The organism is Candidatus Thiothrix phosphatis, assembly GCF_035668035.1.
GTDB classification, from domain to species: Bacteria; Pseudomonadota; Gammaproteobacteria; order Thiotrichales; family Thiotrichaceae; genus Thiothrix; species Thiothrix phosphatis.
This window is the reverse complement of sequence record NZ_JAYMYJ010000160.1, coordinates 35,077-50,126: the sequence shown is the minus strand read 5'-3', so window position 1 is coordinate 50,126 and position 15,050 is coordinate 35,077. Positions and strand designations below refer to the sequence as shown.

The following is a 15,050-nucleotide window of genomic DNA, read 5'->3' as shown; positions in this document are numbered from 1 at the left end:
ATTATTTTATTGTTTTCAGGTCATTGAAATTTCTATATATTTGCCTGATTTCTTATCAGAGTTCAGACAACTAAATAATTTTGGCGATATTTTCTGCCGCACGTTTGACATCCAGGAAAATTAGGCCCAGGCGGGCATTTGGTTTCGCCAGAACGGTAACCACCGCTTCCTTACCTGCATGCGTCATCAGGATGTAGCCCCGATCCCCTTTGATCAGCACCTGTTCCAAAGCGCCACGCGCCAATTCTTCCGCAGTGCGGTCACCCAGCGACAACATAGCGGCGCTCATCGCACCCACACGGTCTTCATCCATCCCTCCAGGAAGCAATGAAGCCATCATCAAACCATCAGTCGACAGAACCGCCGACGCTTCGATATCTGCAGAAGAACCGTTCAAATCACTCAGGATGGAGTTAAGCATTTCAGAGCGCATCTCGTTTTCTCTCCTTGGTTATAGTTCGTCGTTCATATTTAAACAGGTATTTCAGTATCACCGTAACGCATTTCCAGCGCCCAGACCAAACGTTTGAAGCCTGGCTGATTGAATTGCGGAACACCGCCAATGATCAGGGTAAACCGGTTCTGCCCAATATAGAGCGGCCAGAACCCCACTTCACTATTGCCACTAGCATCTATCAGGCCCCAAGCATGCTGCCGGTAGCCAAGGTTGCCATGTAACAGCTCCTTGTGGCGCGCATATACCGAAGCCAAGTTGGCGCTGAGTGCCGCCAATTCCTCAGCCGCCTCATGGGTAAAACCGGCGCTGCCAAGATAAAGGCCACGGCTTTCCGCCAGAATCGCCTTACCCTCATCTGACATGGTGCGTAACAACTGGGGCAATAGCCGTTCCAAGGTTTCTTCTGGCGCAGACTCGCTTTGATCCAACCCCTGAACCAGACCGGCCTCCTGCATCCAGTGCACGAACTCCAGCGCCCGTTTTTTCTTATAGCCACTCAATTCACAAGCCACATCGACAGTGAATAGCGGCGTAGTCGGCTCCTGCAACAGACGGTGCAAAAACAACCGTCCAGGCTCTTCAGCACTATCCTGCACCGCATAAAAAGTTCCTCCCGGCGTAATGCCCAGATGCAGGTTCTCCGTGAGTATGTATTCGCTCATCAGTTGGTTACCCCCGGATCCAATGAGAACAGCAGAGCCTGAATCAACATGGTGACATCCCGGTGACTGCGGGCGTCCACATCAAACACAGGAGCTTGCAGAGATAACGATTCCAAATAGTGGCGATAATCTGCCAATCCAGGCTTACGTTGCAGATCCATTCGCGTCACACCCACCACCATTTGCTGCTTTTCAATAAAGTCGCGGAAAGCATTGGTGTAAAAACGGATATCCTGAAATGGATCTTTGCGGGTATTGTCCAACAACAGGATCAAACCAATTCCGCCTTTGGTGAGGATATCCCACATGAAATCGAAGCGCTCCTGGCCTGGAGTGCCGTACAAATGAACACGTTCATTTTCACTCAGGCGGATCAGGCCATAATCCATCGCCACTGTAGTTTGCGGTTTGCGGCTTTTGGTCATATCCGAAGCATATTCATCAGTCGTGATCGGTCTTATATCGCTGATAGAGGCGATGGCTGTTGTCTTGCCTGCTCCAACAGGGCCGGTAAAGATGATTTTGCGGTTGATCATACTCATAAAACTATTTCGCGCCCCCTCCCAGCAAACGCTTCAACAGACGTGAGAAGAAACCCCTGCTCTCCTTCGGCTTCTCTTTTTCCCGGCTCTTGAGTTTGCTTTGATCCATTTCAAACAGGTTAAGTGCATTGGCTGCCGTGTGGAATGAAAACACGTAGCGTTGCGGCACACTCAGCGCTTCGGCGATTTCAATCGGGCTGGCCGGACGCTGATGCCATAATGCAGCAATACGCATAATGTGCGGAAACTGCTCCAGACGTGTCAGATTAGGCCAGTGTTTCAGGGAAATTTTCCGATCAATCTCAACGCTACGCCCCAACCGTCCCTTAGCGGCCAACAGGCAACTGACCCAAACAAACGCCTCCAGATCCAACAGGGTGTCAGCATCCTCTCCAGCCTGCTGTTCCAACTGATCCAGCTCTGTGCTGCTCGGTATATGTAGCGCAACTTGCCCGGTTTGTACGGGATTACCGCATAACACGGCGAATTCATCTGACCGAGTGTCAAGCGTGCAGAAGGCAAGATCCTGTTTGGGCATCAATAACGCATAGTCACTCGCCGAAAACTTGACTTGAACAGTTTGCTGAGAATCCATGGATAATCTCATGCCATCCAAAATGCTGGCCAGCACATAATTTTCCGGCGTAAACAGCACAACTTCAGCACTTGAGCGCACATCATCTTGCTCACCGCACAGCATCTTCCACCTATGTTCCGCCACTTCCTGCGAAATAGATGGCTCAATCGGCCGGTCAACCTCTTCCAATGAAATATCAGTTTCCGCAGGGTCAAACACCTCAGGGGCAGGGGAGGCCTTAACTGCTGTTGGCTCAACAACGGAAACGGGCGCAACAGCTTCCTCCACATCATCGTCATCATCCGGCAAACTAATCACCAGTGAACGCAATTTACGCTCAGGCCGGGCAGGCACACCAAACGGGGAAGCCGGGGGAGCTTGAAATTGCTGCCCCGCATGTTTAACTAGATTTTTTTCAGTGGCCGATACAGGGGGTGGGGTAATGGCTGGGCGGTTAACCACCGACGCCTGCCCCTCCAGCCTGGCCAGCACTTCATAAACCCGGCTTGCCGCATCACCCAATGCACGGGATGTCAGTGGCTTGGGGATCCAGACACAATCTGGCAAATCCGATTGGTGAACCGATAAAATAATGCCCGGCTTGTGCAGATCTGCATGTCTGTCCCAATCCTCTTTTGCATCCGGGTGATCATAGTCCAGAATAAAGGCATCTGCTTCAGCAGGCTGCACCACCTTGAACAGGTTGCGACCGGCTCCTGAGAAAAAAAACTCAAGAATCGCCCTGTTATGCGGGCTAATCGCCAACAAGGCAACCCTTAACGGGCCTGATTTGGAATGTTTCAGCATAAATCCATATCTCGTTATTTTTTTACCATTGTTCAGATTCTTGCTGCTTTTCTCGCCACATGGCGGGAACATTGCGGCCTGCTTCCTCCATATGCCTGATCATATTCGACAGGCCCTCTTGGTTGCGGGTGTACTGATAAATATTCACAAGTTCCTGCTCCATGGCCTCGTCCGACGTTCCAGCCAGCACTTCAGCCTCCAGTAATTCCCTCGCTGTATCCACCTGGCCATACTCCAGACAGGCAAATACCTCCTCCATAATATTCGAATATTGAGCGCTCTCTTGTGTGCGCTCAATGTCCACTAGCTTTACGGCCGCACCCTCTTGTCCCGCAGATAATACAGATCCACTGCGCCAACGCTGACCCTGCCCAATCTCAATGTTGTCCTGCAACCATCGCTGAAAGAGCAACTGATCCTCATCATCCAGGTCATCTTTAACTAGGCTGAACAGATGTTCACGCAACAGCTTGCCGCCATTGCCCAATGCAAGAAAAACGTCCTGGAGGCTGCCAGCCAAGTACCCACGCAACGGCTCACTCTGAGCCAACAGGATTCGTTGGGTATGCGCACGCAAATCCTGTGGATAGCGACGAATCTGATGTGAAAGAAAACGCCACGCACCAACTGGATCATAATTTTGGTGAACACGCAGTTGCCTATCAGACGCTAGGCTAAAGGCAAAAGGCAAATCGGGTGGAGGATATTTGTTTCCTCCGCGTAATAACTTTCCTAACATGTTTTTAAGACCATCAACACTCAACTCTTGTTTTATAGTACATTCTACGCGGATACTAGAAGACTTTTTAATCATAGTCCATAAGTCTTTGGCAAAAATCTTTTTCTGACAAAAGGGTACGTTCTCTATTTGCCTGAGACTGCGTACAATAATGCTGGCTGGACGATATGGCAGGAGGGAGTCTGAATGTTTTATCTTATTTTACAAATTGCTTTCCTTTTATCCATTGCTGTAGTGATTGGCTTGATTTTAGGTTGGTGGGCACATGGCAGAACATCCCAATCTATGCCACCTGGCAAAGAATTAGGCGACAACCCGTTCGACGCCCGCTTCCGACTTGAACAATGCCATCGTGACAATGCCGCTTTACGCCGTGAATTGAAGGAGACAGAGGAACGCGTTGACAAACTGAATGCCCGCCTTGACCATACGCCTCAGCAAGATAATGACTTACTGGAGCGCCTAGAAACTTACGAGATCCGCGTGCAGGCCTTGATGGAGGATCTGCAAATGCGTGACGACACCATTGCCGTACTAGAGCAAGAACTGGAAGAAATGCGCCAGGCCCGCAATAAAGCATGATGTTTTCCCGCACTCCTGCTACTATCAGCTCCATCCAATTTATGAACTCGAAAATCACAATAGCTTCATGGTCACTAGAAACACATCCTCCGCCTCCCTGCTCGAAAAAGATTTAGGAATTGTTGGCGACATTTCCTTTCAAAATAATTTATATATCCATGGAAGAGTAAATGGCAACATTGTCGCCCCAACAGACTCACGGGCCACTCTGTATATTCAAGAGGACAGTGAGGTTATCGGCGAAATCCGTTCCCCAGTCGTTATCATTGCAGGCAAAACTTCAGGCGACATAATTGCCTCCCGTCATCTATCGCTTAAATCAACTGCCCAAGTAACCGGCAACATTCATTACATCGAGATGCAGATAGATGAAGGTGCCGAAGTTAATGGCAGCCTTACCTGTATTAATGGCAAACAACACTAAAACATAATCTATATTAAGGACTTCTTAAAAACTTGATACAAAAAGTCCAAAAGAGTGCTAGGATTACGTGCGAAGGAATCCCCCTAATCGGGAAGCATGGATTGCTCAAACAACTCACGGTTTTCAAGGAAACTGGAAAATCGGTAAGTCTTGGTTATTACTTTATTATATAGCCGACACTTAGAATTTATAAGTCAACATTTGTGGAGATGAAACAATGACTCAATATCGTCTGCTGATCGCTGCTCTGCTGGCTGCTTTCGCCCTGTCTGCCTGTGGCGAGAAAGCTGCCGAAGCTCCTAAAGCTGAAGCCCCTGCTCAGGAAGGCATGAGCGGCATGGCTGGCCAGGCCCCTGCCCAGGAAGGCATGAGCGGCATGGCTGGCCAGGCCCCTGCCCAGGAAGGCATGAGCGGCATGGCTGGTCAAGCACCGAAGTAATCTGACAGCCCCAAGCTGACTGATGATTACAACAGGGCGGGTTTCCGCCCTGTTTTATTTTATGGGTATCTATCGATCTGGCATAATCGACCGCTGAACCTCCTAATTAGCACACGGTAACTCATGAGTTATTACCACTATCACGTTTTTTTCTGCACCAACCAACGCGAAGATGGTGAGGTCTGCTGCGCCAACTTTGATGCGCAAACCATGCGTGATTACGCCAAAAAACGCATCAAAACACTTGGATTGCACAAAGACGGCCGCTGCCGCATCAACACCGCTGGCTGCTTAAACCGTTGCGCTGAAGGCCCAGTCGCCGTGGTGTATCCTGAAGCAGTTTGGTATACCTGGGTCGACCAAGACGACATCGATGAAATCATTGAAAGCCATCTACAAAATGGCCAACCCGTCAAACGCCTGATGCTTGACCCACAATAATGGGAAAACTGCACCATTATATCCGGTTGGTGCGGCTTGATCGTCCTATCGGCATTTACCTCTTGTTATGGCCCGCCTTGTGGGCATTGTGGATTGCCGCAAAAGGCATGCCGGATTTCCGCATTTTGTTCGTATTTGTCGCTGGCGTGGTGTTGATGCGCTCCGCTGGTTGCGCCATCAATGACTACGCTGATCGCCACATTGATCCGCATGTGGCGCGCACCAAGACCCGTCCGCTAGCAACTGGCGACATATCTCCACGGGAAGCAGTGGGCGTATTCGCTGTTTTAACGTTGATTGCATTCCTGCTGGAGCTGCAATTGAACACGTTGACTATTATTTTATCGCTGGTCGCTGTATTACTGGCGATGACATACCCTTTCATGAAACGTTTTCACCACTTGCCCCAAGTGCATCTCGGGGCTGCATTTTCCTGGGCCATCCCAATGGCGTTCACCGCAGTCACTGGGGAGATGCCGCCGGTATCCGCTTGGCTACTGTTTGTGGCGGCCGTATTGTGGACAACCGCCTATGACACGATGTACGCCATGTGCGACCGTGATGACGACCTGAAAATCGGCGTCAAATCAAGTGCAATCCTGTTTGCCCGACATGACCGCCTAATTATTGGCATATTGCAATTGCTGACCCTGCTGTTACTGGGAATAGTGGGCGTCCTGAACGGGCTGGACAATTGGTATTGGCTAGGCCTGCTGGTCGCCGCTAGCTTTGCGCTCTACCAGCAATGGCTGATCCGTGACCGTGAACCCCTGCCCAGTTTGCAAGCCTTCCTCAACAATCACTGGCTAGGGATGTCCGTATTTGCAGGATTGGCATTGGATTATGCTTTCTGAGCGCCATTCCGTTACAATCCGCCTTCTGCCAATCAAACCCTGAGCCTTTGTATTATGTCCAGACAGTCCGCTTATAACCGTGAAGAACTCCTGCAATGTGGCCGTGGTGAAATGTTCGGCCCGGGCAACGCCCAGTTGCCTGTCCCCAATATGTTGATGATGGATCGCATCCTGCATATCAGCGATGAAGGCGGCGCATACAACAAAGGCCAGATCCTGGCGGAATTGGATATTGTCCCCGACTTGTGGTTTTTCGAGTGCCATTTTCCTGGCGACCCGGTGATGCCAGGTTGTCTGGGGTTGGATGCCATGTGGCAACTGGTCGGTTTTTATCTGGCATGGCTGGGCAACCCGGGGCACGGGCGCGCCCTGGGTGTTGGGGAAGTCAAATTTTTTGGCCAAGTACTGCCAAAAGCAAAAAAAGTCACCTACAAACTTAACCTTAAGCGCGTCATTACCCGCAAACTGGTCATGGGGATCGCCGACGGCAGCATGGAAGTGGACGGGCGTGAAATCTACACGGCACAAGATTTGCGGGTCGGCCTGTTCACCTCGACAGACAATTTCTGACAGGCGACACTCCTGTATTCAAAACATGAACTTCCTGCCTGGCTGTTTTGTCCAAGCTGGCAGGATGCAACACTCAATTGATCAGGAGCGCCACCATGAAAAAACAACTTGCCGTCTTGCTGCTGGGGCTTTCCGCCTTGGGAATGGCCTACGCTGAAGACAAACCAACCTATGACCGGGTCAGCTTTTCCGTCAGCGCCGCCAAGGAAGTGGCAAATGACCTGTCAAGCGCTGTCCTTTACGCCGAGCAGCAGGGACAAAATACCGTCACAATGGCCGATACCGTCAACCAAGCCATCACCTGGGCGATGGACATCGCCAAGCAGGAATCCGCTGTAGAAAGCCGCACCCTGGATTACACCACCAACCCGATTTATACCGACGGAAAAATTACCGGCTGGCAAGTGCGCCAGAGCATCCAGCTCAAAAGCAAGGACAGCAAAGTCCTTAGCACCCTGTTGGGCACGTTGCAGGAAAAACTGCGCATTGAGGGCATCAGCTACAGCGTTTCCCCAGAAGTCCAGAGCAGCACGGAAGACGACCTGATCAACACCGCGCTGGCCAATTTCAAAAAGCGTGCTGATCAGGTCAAGGCCAACCTGGGCCGGGCGGAATACCGGGTCGTCAAACTGGATGTGCAATCCATCAGTGGCGAATACCCCCAACCCCCAATGTACCGGATGGCCGCCATGGAAGCACCAGCTCCTGCCCCCCCGACATTGGCAAGTGGCAAGCAGAACCTGCAAGTCAATGTGCAGGCGGAGATTGAACTTTCAACCAATTAGCGGTAGAATGCCGCCCTTTTCGCATATACCGAGTAACTTGAGGATTTCAGCATGAAGCCCGGCATTCATCCAAAATACAGAGAAGTCGTTTTTCAGGATCTGACCAGCGGCTTCGCGTTCCTGACCCGTTCAACCGTAGAAAGCCGAGAAACCATCGCATGGGAGGACGGCAACGAATATCCCCTGATCAAAGTGGAAATTTCCAGCCATTCCCACCCGTTTTATACCGGCAAACAGGCGATGACGACCACGGCAGGCCGTGTCGAGAAATTCAAGAATCGTTATGCCCGCGGCAAGTAAGCGCTGGCAGACTGTTCTGGAATCATGCATGATTGAAAGGCGTCCGATGGACGCCTTTTTTGTTTTCCAATGGAGAAGCGGAATGCGGCTGGCCCTTATTTTTTTCAACCTGTTAGTTGGCTCCGCCATGCTGGTAGGCTGCGCCGCCAACCCTGTGACCGGCAAAAGCGAACTGGCGTTGATGTCGGAAAGCGAAGAAATGCAGGCAGGGCAACAGGCCAATCAGGAGGTTCTCCAACAGACCCCGGCTTACCGTGACCCAACCCTGCAAGCCTACGTCAGCCGCATTGGACAAATGATGGCGGCGCAAAGCCCGCGCCAAAATCTGCGCTTTTCCTTCACCGTCCTGGATGACCCCGCAGTCAACGCCTTCGCCCTGCCTGGCGGCTATGTCTACATCACTTCCGGCCTGATGGCTTACCTCAACTCGGAAGCGGAACTGGCGGGTGTGCTGGGGCATGAAATCGGCCACGTTTCCGCCCGTCACAATGTCAGCCAAGCGTCATGGAGCGCAGTGGGTGGCATACTGGCCTCAGTTGCAGGTGAAAAACTGGGTAACAAGGACTTGTTCAATACGATTGGCGAGCTGGGCTTGACCCATTACAGCCGTCAACAAGAGCTGGAAGCTGATGGCCTTGGCGCACAATTTCTCGCTAGCGCCGGTTATGACCCGGTTTATATGGCGAACGTCATCGCCACCCTGCAAGCTTATGACCAGTTTACCGGCGGCTCCACCGACCCTTACCGCGACCTGTTTTCCACACACCCCAGCAATGACGTCCGCCTGCAACAGCTCATCAGTCAGGCCCGCCAGTACGGGCGTGGCGGGCGCGACCCTGGCCATGAGGCCTATTTGCGCCAAACGAATGGCCTGCGCCTGCCGCTAGGCAACGGCGAAACCGTACAGATACGCCTGGTCACCACCCGCCCCGGCGACACTTTCGAGTCACTGGCGCAATCCAGCCGTTTGCGCAACAACGCCGCCATGCATCTGCGTGTCTTCAACGGCATGTACCCTAGTGGCGAACCTCGCCCTGGGCAACTGATAAAAACCATCCAATAAACTAGCCAACGCACACAGTTAGCACGTATTTTTCAATTGGGATACACCGAAGGAGGAGATATGTCCACATTAAAAGAAGATGCGTTGAAATATCACGCCGAACCGCGTCCTGGCAAAATCGCCACGGAAATAACCAAGCCAACCCTGACCCAGCGCGACTTGTCGCTGGCCTATACGCCGGGCGTGGCCGAACCTGTGCGTGAAATCCATAAAGACCCGGAAGCCGCCTACCAATACACTGGCAAGGGCAATCTGGTCGCGGTCATCTCCGACGGCTCTGCGGTGCTGGGCCTTGGCAATGTCGGCGCGCTGGCGGGCAAACCCGTGATGGAAGGCAAGGGCGTGCTGTTCAAGCGCTTTGCAGACGTGGACGTTTTCGACATCGAAGTCGCCACCCAGGATGTGGAAGAGTTCATCACTGTAGTGAAAAACATTGCAGGCACCTTTGGCGGCATCAATCTGGAAGACATTTCCGCCCCACGTTGCTTCGAAATTGAAAAGCGCTTGCAGGAAATGCTGGATATTCCGGTCTTCCATGATGACCAGCATGGCACTGCTGTCATTATCTCCGCTGGCTTGATGAATGCGCTGAAAATTCAGGGGAAATCCCTGTCCGAAGCCAATATCGTCTGCGTTGGTGCAGGCGCGGCGGGCATCGCTTCCATGAACCTGCTATCCGCATTGGGAGCCAACCGGCAAAAGATGTTGATGGTGGACAGCAAAGGGGTGCTGCACACTGGCCGCACCGACCTGAACAGCTTTAAGCGCGGCTATGCAGTCGAAACCGACAAACACACGTTGGCGGATGCTTGTAATGGCGCAGACATTTTCATCGGATTGTCTGGCCCCAATGTGCTGAGTGTCGACATGCTCAACAGCATGGCCGCCAACCCGATCGTATTCGCGCTTTCCAACCCCGACCCAGAAATTGCGCCCGACATAGCGCTGGCGGCGCGCGACGACTTGCTGATGGCCACCGGACGCAGCGATTACCCCAACCAGATCAACAATGTGCTGGGCTTCCCCTTCCTGTTCCGGGGAGCGCTGGATGTCCGGGCGCGTTGCATCAATATCGACATGCTGAAAGCGGCGGTCTATGCGCTGGCGGAGTTGGCGCACGAACCCGTACCGCCAGAAGTGCTTGCCGCCTATAGCCTCGACAGTTTGGCGTTTGGCAAAGATTACATCATCCCCAAACCATTCGACCCGCGCCTGCGGGAGCGTGTGCCGACAGCGGTTGCGCAGGCTGCGGTGGCCAGCGGCGTCGCCCGCTTGCCGCTATAGGCCATTGTAAGGGGTCAACTCCGGCAATTTGGTCGCCTGCGGGTTAGCCTGCGGGCGTTGCGTCGGCGTCAGGCTAAGTTTTTCCCCTTCACTGCGGATACAGTAACGCAAGCCCAGCCGGTAACAGCGCTGGGCGTTTTCCGGCTCCTTCATGGTTTCCAGCAATTCCGCCAGCTCCAGGTATCCTTCGGCATTCGGTGCCTGGTTGAGGCTGGATTCGTAGTAGCTTTTCGCCATTCCCCATAATTTCTGCTGATTGTATAACCGCGCCAGCAACAACAGCAGGGCCGGATTGTTGTCAGGCTGGGAAAGCTGCCATTTTTCCGCCTGCTGGATCGCATTGCCCAAACTGTGGTGCTGGATGCTCCCGTACAGACCGGCCAAACCATCATCCCAACGTTTGTTGAGGAGATTGCTGATCAAACTGGCACAAGCAAGATCGTCGCCCCCATCATGCAGCGCCTCAGCATACAGCAGGATAGCCTCCGGATTCTCCCGAACCGGGGCGGGCAATTTTTTCCACATCAATTGCAGTTTGTCGGTTTGCCCATCCTTGGCGTAGTGCTGGAACATCGCCTTCAGGGTCGCGCCCTGCACCTTGTGCATATCTTCGTTTTTCAGCAGGTTCTGTTTAACCAGATCAGGCAACAACTCCAGCAGCGCATCCCAGTTTTCTTGCCGGTACAATACTTTTGCCAGCAACTTAAGTACGTAAGGGTGTTTTGGCGACAGTTCACGCAGCCGCGCCAAGGTTGCATATGCCTGTTCAAGCTGCCCACTGCCGAATTGCATATCGGCCTGGGACACCCCGACAGCGACACTGGCCTTGCTGTCGCTTTCAATCGCCTGCTTGAGCAACTCATCCCGGCGTTCATACGCTTCACGCATATGGGCGGCGCGCGCCCCAGCCAGATAATTAAGCAACGGTGTGTCGCTAAAAGGCGCATTGTCAACCAGCAGCTTTTCCGCCTTATCCCAATGCCCTTCGGTCAACTGGATCAACCCCTGGGTAAGCGCGCGGTTGGCCTTGCTGCCTAACCGGGCAGCACGATAGCGGCTAAAGTTCCTGCGTATCCCCAGCACATACCTCACCAGCGCCACCAGCAGATAAAAAACGACACACATCAGCACGACCGCCGCAACCAAGGTGGCGGTTTTCATTTCCAGGCTCCACACGCCCCAAGTGATAGTGGCCGCACCGGGGTTGGACAACACCAACTGCCCGAGCCATAGCGCGGCGGCAATCAGGAATAGCAGGACGATTATGTAAAGGATCATTCGCGCCTCCTCTCTTGCTTTTCGCTGGCACCCGCCTCGGGCTTGTTGGTTGCTTCAGGTTTGTCGGCTGATTGTGTTTTTTCTTCTTGGGCTTGTGTGGTTTCAGTGCGGCGGGCATTTTCCAACTGCTTGAGGCTGGCTGATATATCCGGCAGTTTAGGTTGCAGATCCAATGCGTCAAACTCATTCAGCGCCGTCAGCAAGGGTTTATCTTGACCCTGCGGGTAATAGGCGTTGATAGCCTCCCTGATCAAGCCCAGTTCAGCGTGAAAACCGGCATTATCACGCTGGAGCGCCAGCAGGCGCAGGCTCTCTAAGCGCAGACGCAATAACTGATAGAGATTCAGGCGCGCCTCAGCATCCAGTTCCAATTGGATTGGCCTGTCGTGCCGACGGATAACGATCGCCTCATCCAGCGCATTCATGAATTTTCGCTTGTAATCAGCCCACAAAGAATTCCCCTCGTCCGTTGTTTCTTCCCCTGCCAGTTCCACCTGCTTGCCAGAGCCTGAAGCCAGCGTAGGCAACGGCTTCAGCTCCAGCATCAGCGCATTGATATGCTGGGAAATCCCGGCAACATCCGGTGCTGGCGCGGCTTCCACGGCGGAAATGTCACGGGCGATCTGTTGGCGCACGGGCAAGTAAACAACCGAACCCACCTCTGCCAGTATGGAGTCTGCTTCCTTCAACGCCACAACCGAGGTGCGGGCGTCCTGGCCAAGATGCAAGGAACGGTTGGCCAGCTGCAACAGGAATTCGACTTCCGCCACCCGCCATTCCTTTGAACTGGCTGGGGCGGCGTTTTGTTGCGCCTTTGCCTGCAAGAAGGTGATCTGCTCCATCTGGGAGGCTACCGTATCGGCAAACTGGCGGGTCTGGTTCAGCATGCGTGCCATTTCCTGCTGCATCTGCTCATTGTTGGCATGCGATTGCGTCGTTTTGTCCTCCAGCTCTTTCTGCAACCTGTCCAATGAATCACGGGCAGGGGTCTCCTGCAACTGTTTGCGCAACTCGGCAATATCTGCGGCATTGTTGCGCGCCCTGTCATTCATACGCTGCCAATGCTTGTAACCGGCGGCGATGCCGATCAAGGTGAACAGCAGGGCCAGCACTGCCAGGAACAGGGCGAAACGCGCGCTCCCTGCTTTCGGAGCCTTGCCTGCATCATTGTCCAGACTGTCGATGGCGTCGACCTTGCGATCGAATGTTGATGAATCTTTTGCTTCGTGTGTCGCTGGTTTATCGATCATTATTGGCATTCCTGTACCCAATGCGAAAGCGCTTGCATCATGGCCTTATCACTCGGGTTATCTGCGATGACTATGCTGCCGGTAAAGCCGGTCTGCCGCGCCGTTTCCCCTATCCTCTGGCTACCAACCAGTAAGGGAACCGTTTTTATCCAGTCAGGATTATCCAGCATGGCGAGCAGGTTCAAAAGCCCCTCGCTGCTAGTGATGGCAATTATATCAAGCTGTTGTTGTTTATGACGCTGTTTCAGGCAGTTGGCGTCAATTTTCGGGCGAACCCGCCGGTAGACTTCCACATAATCCACACTCGCGCCGCGCCGCTGCAAAGATTCCGCCAGCAACTCACGCCCGCCTTCACCACGGAAAATCAGGATGCGCCTACCCGCCAGTTGCTGGGTTTCCGGCAATGCCAGAAACGCTTCACTCGTGAACGCCCCACCAGGGACCCATTGGACAGGATAACCGCACTGCTGCAATGCCTCGGCGGTTTGTTTACCGACAGCGCCAATGACAAGCCGCCGCAAACACTGTTGCAGTGTTTCATCCAACAATTCAAGACCAAACCTGACGGCGTTGGCGCTGATAAAAATAGCGGTGTCATAAGCATCCAACCCAGCCAGCACCGCCTTCGCAACCGCTTGATTTTCAGGCGGAACAATGGCAATGACCGGAAATAAGACAGCCGTTGCCCCGGCCTCTCCCAACAAATGCTGAAAACCGGCAGCCTGTGAAGCAGGGCGGGTCACGACAACAGACAAACCGCGCAAGATGTCAGGCATGGATGCCCAGTGAATTCAACACCTGGTCACCGCCTTGAGCCAGCAGATCCTCGGCCACTTCCAGACCAAGCGCGCCTGGATCCACCACACAACCGAACTTTTCGCAGGCGTACAGCGCAGAACCATCTGGAAAGCCGATCAGGCCGCGCATCCTCAGGGCACCGTCAACCAGTTCCGCAAAACCAGCCACCGGAACCTGGCAACCGCCATTAAGGCGCTGGTTCATGGCGCGCTCGGCCCGCACCCGCACGGCGGTTTCCGGATGCAGCAATGGAGCCAGCAGGTTTTCCACCCGGGGATCATGGCGGCGGCACTCAATGCCGACAGCGCCCTGGCCGATCGCGGGTAGGCTTTGTTCAGTAGAGAGGTATGCTGTGATGCGGGATTGGAACTCCAGACGGATCAACCCGGCGGCAGCCAAAATAATGGCGTCGTACTCGCCGTTGTCCAGTTTGCCTAGGCGGGTGTTGACGTTGCCGCGTAAATCCCGGATTTGCAAATATGGGTAACGCGCACGAATCTGGGTCTGACGGCGCAGGCTGGAAGTGCCGACAATCGCGCCTTCCGGCAATTCATCCAGATCACGGTAACGGTTGGAGACAAAGGCATCGCGCGGGTCTTCACGCTCCATGATGACTGGCAGGTGCAAACCATCTGGAAACTCCATTGGCACATCTTTCATGGAATGCACGGCGATGTCAGCGCGGCCTTCCAGCATACCCATTTCCAATTCCTTGACAAACAAGCCCTTGCCGCCAATTTTGGATAAGGGGCTATCCAATATCTTGTCGCCACGCGTGACCATACCCACCATTTCAACCTGGAGGCCGGGGTGAACTTCCTGCAGGCGACGGGCAACGTGCTCGGCTTGCCACATGGCGAGGGGACTGGTGCGGGTGGCGATACGGATAGTGTCGGACATCAATTCCTCTGCGTGCCTGATCCAAATGGAATGCCTCACTTTACGGCAAAGCGATCATAACTTCCATGGCCGTAAAATATTTATGACCAATCTTTGGTCTTAGCCCTTGAATTTTTTCCCATTCAGGCTACATTAAGGATACGACCAACGGAATGAAAAAATAACATGGAAGTTATCCCTATTTCTTCCTTCTAACGTGGTTGTGCGGGGACAGGCGAAGTGATCAGCCCCCATAATGCTTCGCTTGCAAACGCGCCGGATCTTTAGCCCGGATCCGGCGCCTCCCTGTTTATCTCTA

19 protein-coding genes are annotated in these 15,050 nt (G+C 53.3%); 10 read left to right on the top strand and 9 right to left on the bottom strand.

Annotation, left to right across the window (positions count from 1 at the left end; genetic code table 11):
• Nucleotides 1–70 precede the first annotated feature (70 nt).
• The 5 genes from VSS37_RS20960 to VSS37_RS21935 are packed head-to-tail and all read right to left on the bottom strand — an operon-like array spanning nt 71 to nt 3,859.
• Nucleotides 71–433, bottom strand: coding sequence for a roadblock/LC7 domain-containing protein (locus VSS37_RS20960; protein WP_002708840.1), 363 nt, complete (start codon nt 431–433; stop codon nt 71–73).
• 38 nt (nt 434–471) lie between these two features.
• Nucleotides 472–1,119, bottom strand: a complete 648-nt coding sequence (locus tag VSS37_RS20955) for a hypothetical protein (RefSeq protein WP_324698395.1) — start codon at nt 1,117–1,119, stop codon at nt 472–474.
• Complete coding sequence (locus tag VSS37_RS20950) at nt 1,119–1,661, bottom strand: GTP-binding protein (RefSeq protein ID WP_324698394.1); 543 nt, start codon at nt 1,659–1,661, stop codon at nt 1,119–1,121. The genes VSS37_RS20955 and VSS37_RS20950 overlap by 1 nt, the downstream gene beginning before the upstream one ends.
• Before the next feature lie 4 nt (nt 1,662–1,665).
• Nucleotides 1,666–3,045 carry a hypothetical protein gene (locus tag VSS37_RS20945; RefSeq protein ID WP_324698392.1) on the bottom strand — a complete coding sequence of 460 codons (1,380 nt, stop codon included), beginning with the start codon at nt 3,043–3,045 and terminating at the stop codon, nt 1,666–1,668.
• Between the two features lie 22 nt (nt 3,046–3,067).
• Entirely contained in the window at nt 3,068–3,859 is a 792-nt protein-coding gene (locus tag VSS37_RS21935; protein WP_324698390.1) for a hypothetical protein, read from the bottom strand.
• 111 nt (nt 3,860–3,970) lie between these two features.
• On the opposite strand from VSS37_RS21935, the gene VSS37_RS20935 reads away from it, so the two are divergent.
• From VSS37_RS20935 to VSS37_RS20890, 10 genes are all read left to right on the top strand, one after another.
• Nucleotides 3,971–4,366: a hypothetical protein gene (locus tag VSS37_RS20935; protein ID WP_324698388.1), complete on the top strand. Its 396-nt coding sequence runs from the start codon at nt 3,971–3,973 to the stop codon at nt 4,364–4,366.
• A gap of 67 nt (nt 4,367–4,433) precedes the next feature.
• On the top strand, nt 4,434–4,790 hold the full coding sequence (locus VSS37_RS20930; RefSeq protein ID WP_324698386.1) for a bactofilin family protein: 357 nt from the start codon (nt 4,434–4,436) through the stop codon (nt 4,788–4,790).
• Nucleotides 4,791–5,007: 217 nt separating this feature from the next.
• A complete protein-coding gene (locus tag VSS37_RS20925; RefSeq protein ID WP_324698384.1) occupies nt 5,008–5,229 on the top strand; it encodes a hypothetical protein in 222 nt (73 codons plus the stop codon).
• A gap of 123 nt (nt 5,230–5,352) precedes the next feature.
• The gene (locus VSS37_RS20920) at nt 5,353–5,670 is read left to right on the top strand and encodes a (2Fe-2S) ferredoxin domain-containing protein (protein ID WP_324698382.1); all 318 of its coding nucleotides are present in this window, start codon (nt 5,353–5,355) and stop codon (nt 5,668–5,670) included.
• Nucleotides 5,670–6,524, top strand: coding sequence for a 4-hydroxybenzoate octaprenyltransferase (gene ubiA, locus VSS37_RS20915; protein WP_324698381.1), 855 nt, complete (start codon nt 5,670–5,672; stop codon nt 6,522–6,524). Before VSS37_RS20920 ends, ubiA begins: the two co-directional genes overlap by 1 nt.
• 54 nt (nt 6,525–6,578) lie before the next feature.
• A complete protein-coding gene (fabA, locus tag VSS37_RS20910) occupies nt 6,579–7,094 on the top strand; it encodes a 3-hydroxyacyl-[acyl-carrier-protein] dehydratase FabA (protein WP_324698379.1) in 516 nt (171 codons plus the stop codon).
• A 95-nt stretch (nt 7,095–7,189) separates the two neighbouring features.
• On the top strand, nt 7,190–7,879 hold the full coding sequence (locus tag VSS37_RS20905; protein ID WP_324698377.1) for an SIMPL domain-containing protein: 690 nt from the start codon (nt 7,190–7,192) through the stop codon (nt 7,877–7,879).
• Between the two features lie 51 nt (nt 7,880–7,930).
• Nucleotides 7,931–8,179 carry a type B 50S ribosomal protein L31 gene (locus tag VSS37_RS20900; protein WP_324698376.1) on the top strand — a complete coding sequence of 83 codons (249 nt, stop codon included), beginning with the start codon at nt 7,931–7,933 and terminating at the stop codon, nt 8,177–8,179.
• 82 nt (nt 8,180–8,261) lie between these two features.
• On the top strand, nt 8,262–9,242 hold the full coding sequence (locus VSS37_RS20895) for a M48 family metalloprotease (protein WP_324698375.1): 981 nt from the start codon (nt 8,262–8,264) through the stop codon (nt 9,240–9,242).
• A 60-nt stretch (nt 9,243–9,302) separates the two neighbouring features.
• A complete protein-coding gene (locus VSS37_RS20890) occupies nt 9,303–10,526 on the top strand; it encodes a malic enzyme-like NAD(P)-binding protein (RefSeq protein WP_324698373.1) in 1,224 nt (407 codons plus the stop codon).
• Here the strand turns inward: VSS37_RS20890 and VSS37_RS20885 are convergent.
• The 4 genes from VSS37_RS20885 to hemC are packed head-to-tail and all read right to left on the bottom strand — an operon-like array spanning nt 10,521 to nt 14,752.
• Entirely contained in the window at nt 10,521–11,804 is a 1,284-nt protein-coding gene (locus tag VSS37_RS20885) for a heme biosynthesis HemY N-terminal domain-containing protein (protein WP_324698371.1), read from the bottom strand. The genes VSS37_RS20890 and VSS37_RS20885 overlap by 6 nt on opposite strands.
• Complete coding sequence (locus VSS37_RS20880) at nt 11,801–13,054, bottom strand: uroporphyrinogen-III C-methyltransferase (RefSeq protein ID WP_324698369.1); 1,254 nt, start codon at nt 13,052–13,054, stop codon at nt 11,801–11,803. Before VSS37_RS20880 ends, VSS37_RS20885 begins: the two co-directional genes overlap by 4 nt.
• Nucleotides 13,054–13,830 carry a uroporphyrinogen-III synthase gene (locus VSS37_RS20875; RefSeq protein WP_324698367.1) on the bottom strand — a complete coding sequence of 259 codons (777 nt, stop codon included), beginning with the start codon at nt 13,828–13,830 and terminating at the stop codon, nt 13,054–13,056. The genes VSS37_RS20880 and VSS37_RS20875 overlap by 1 nt, the downstream gene beginning before the upstream one ends.
• Nucleotides 13,823–14,752, bottom strand: coding sequence for a hydroxymethylbilane synthase (gene hemC, locus VSS37_RS20870; protein ID WP_375339159.1), 930 nt, complete (start codon nt 14,750–14,752; stop codon nt 13,823–13,825). The genes VSS37_RS20875 and hemC overlap by 8 nt, the downstream gene beginning before the upstream one ends.
• Nucleotides 14,753–15,050: the final 298 nt, after the last annotated feature.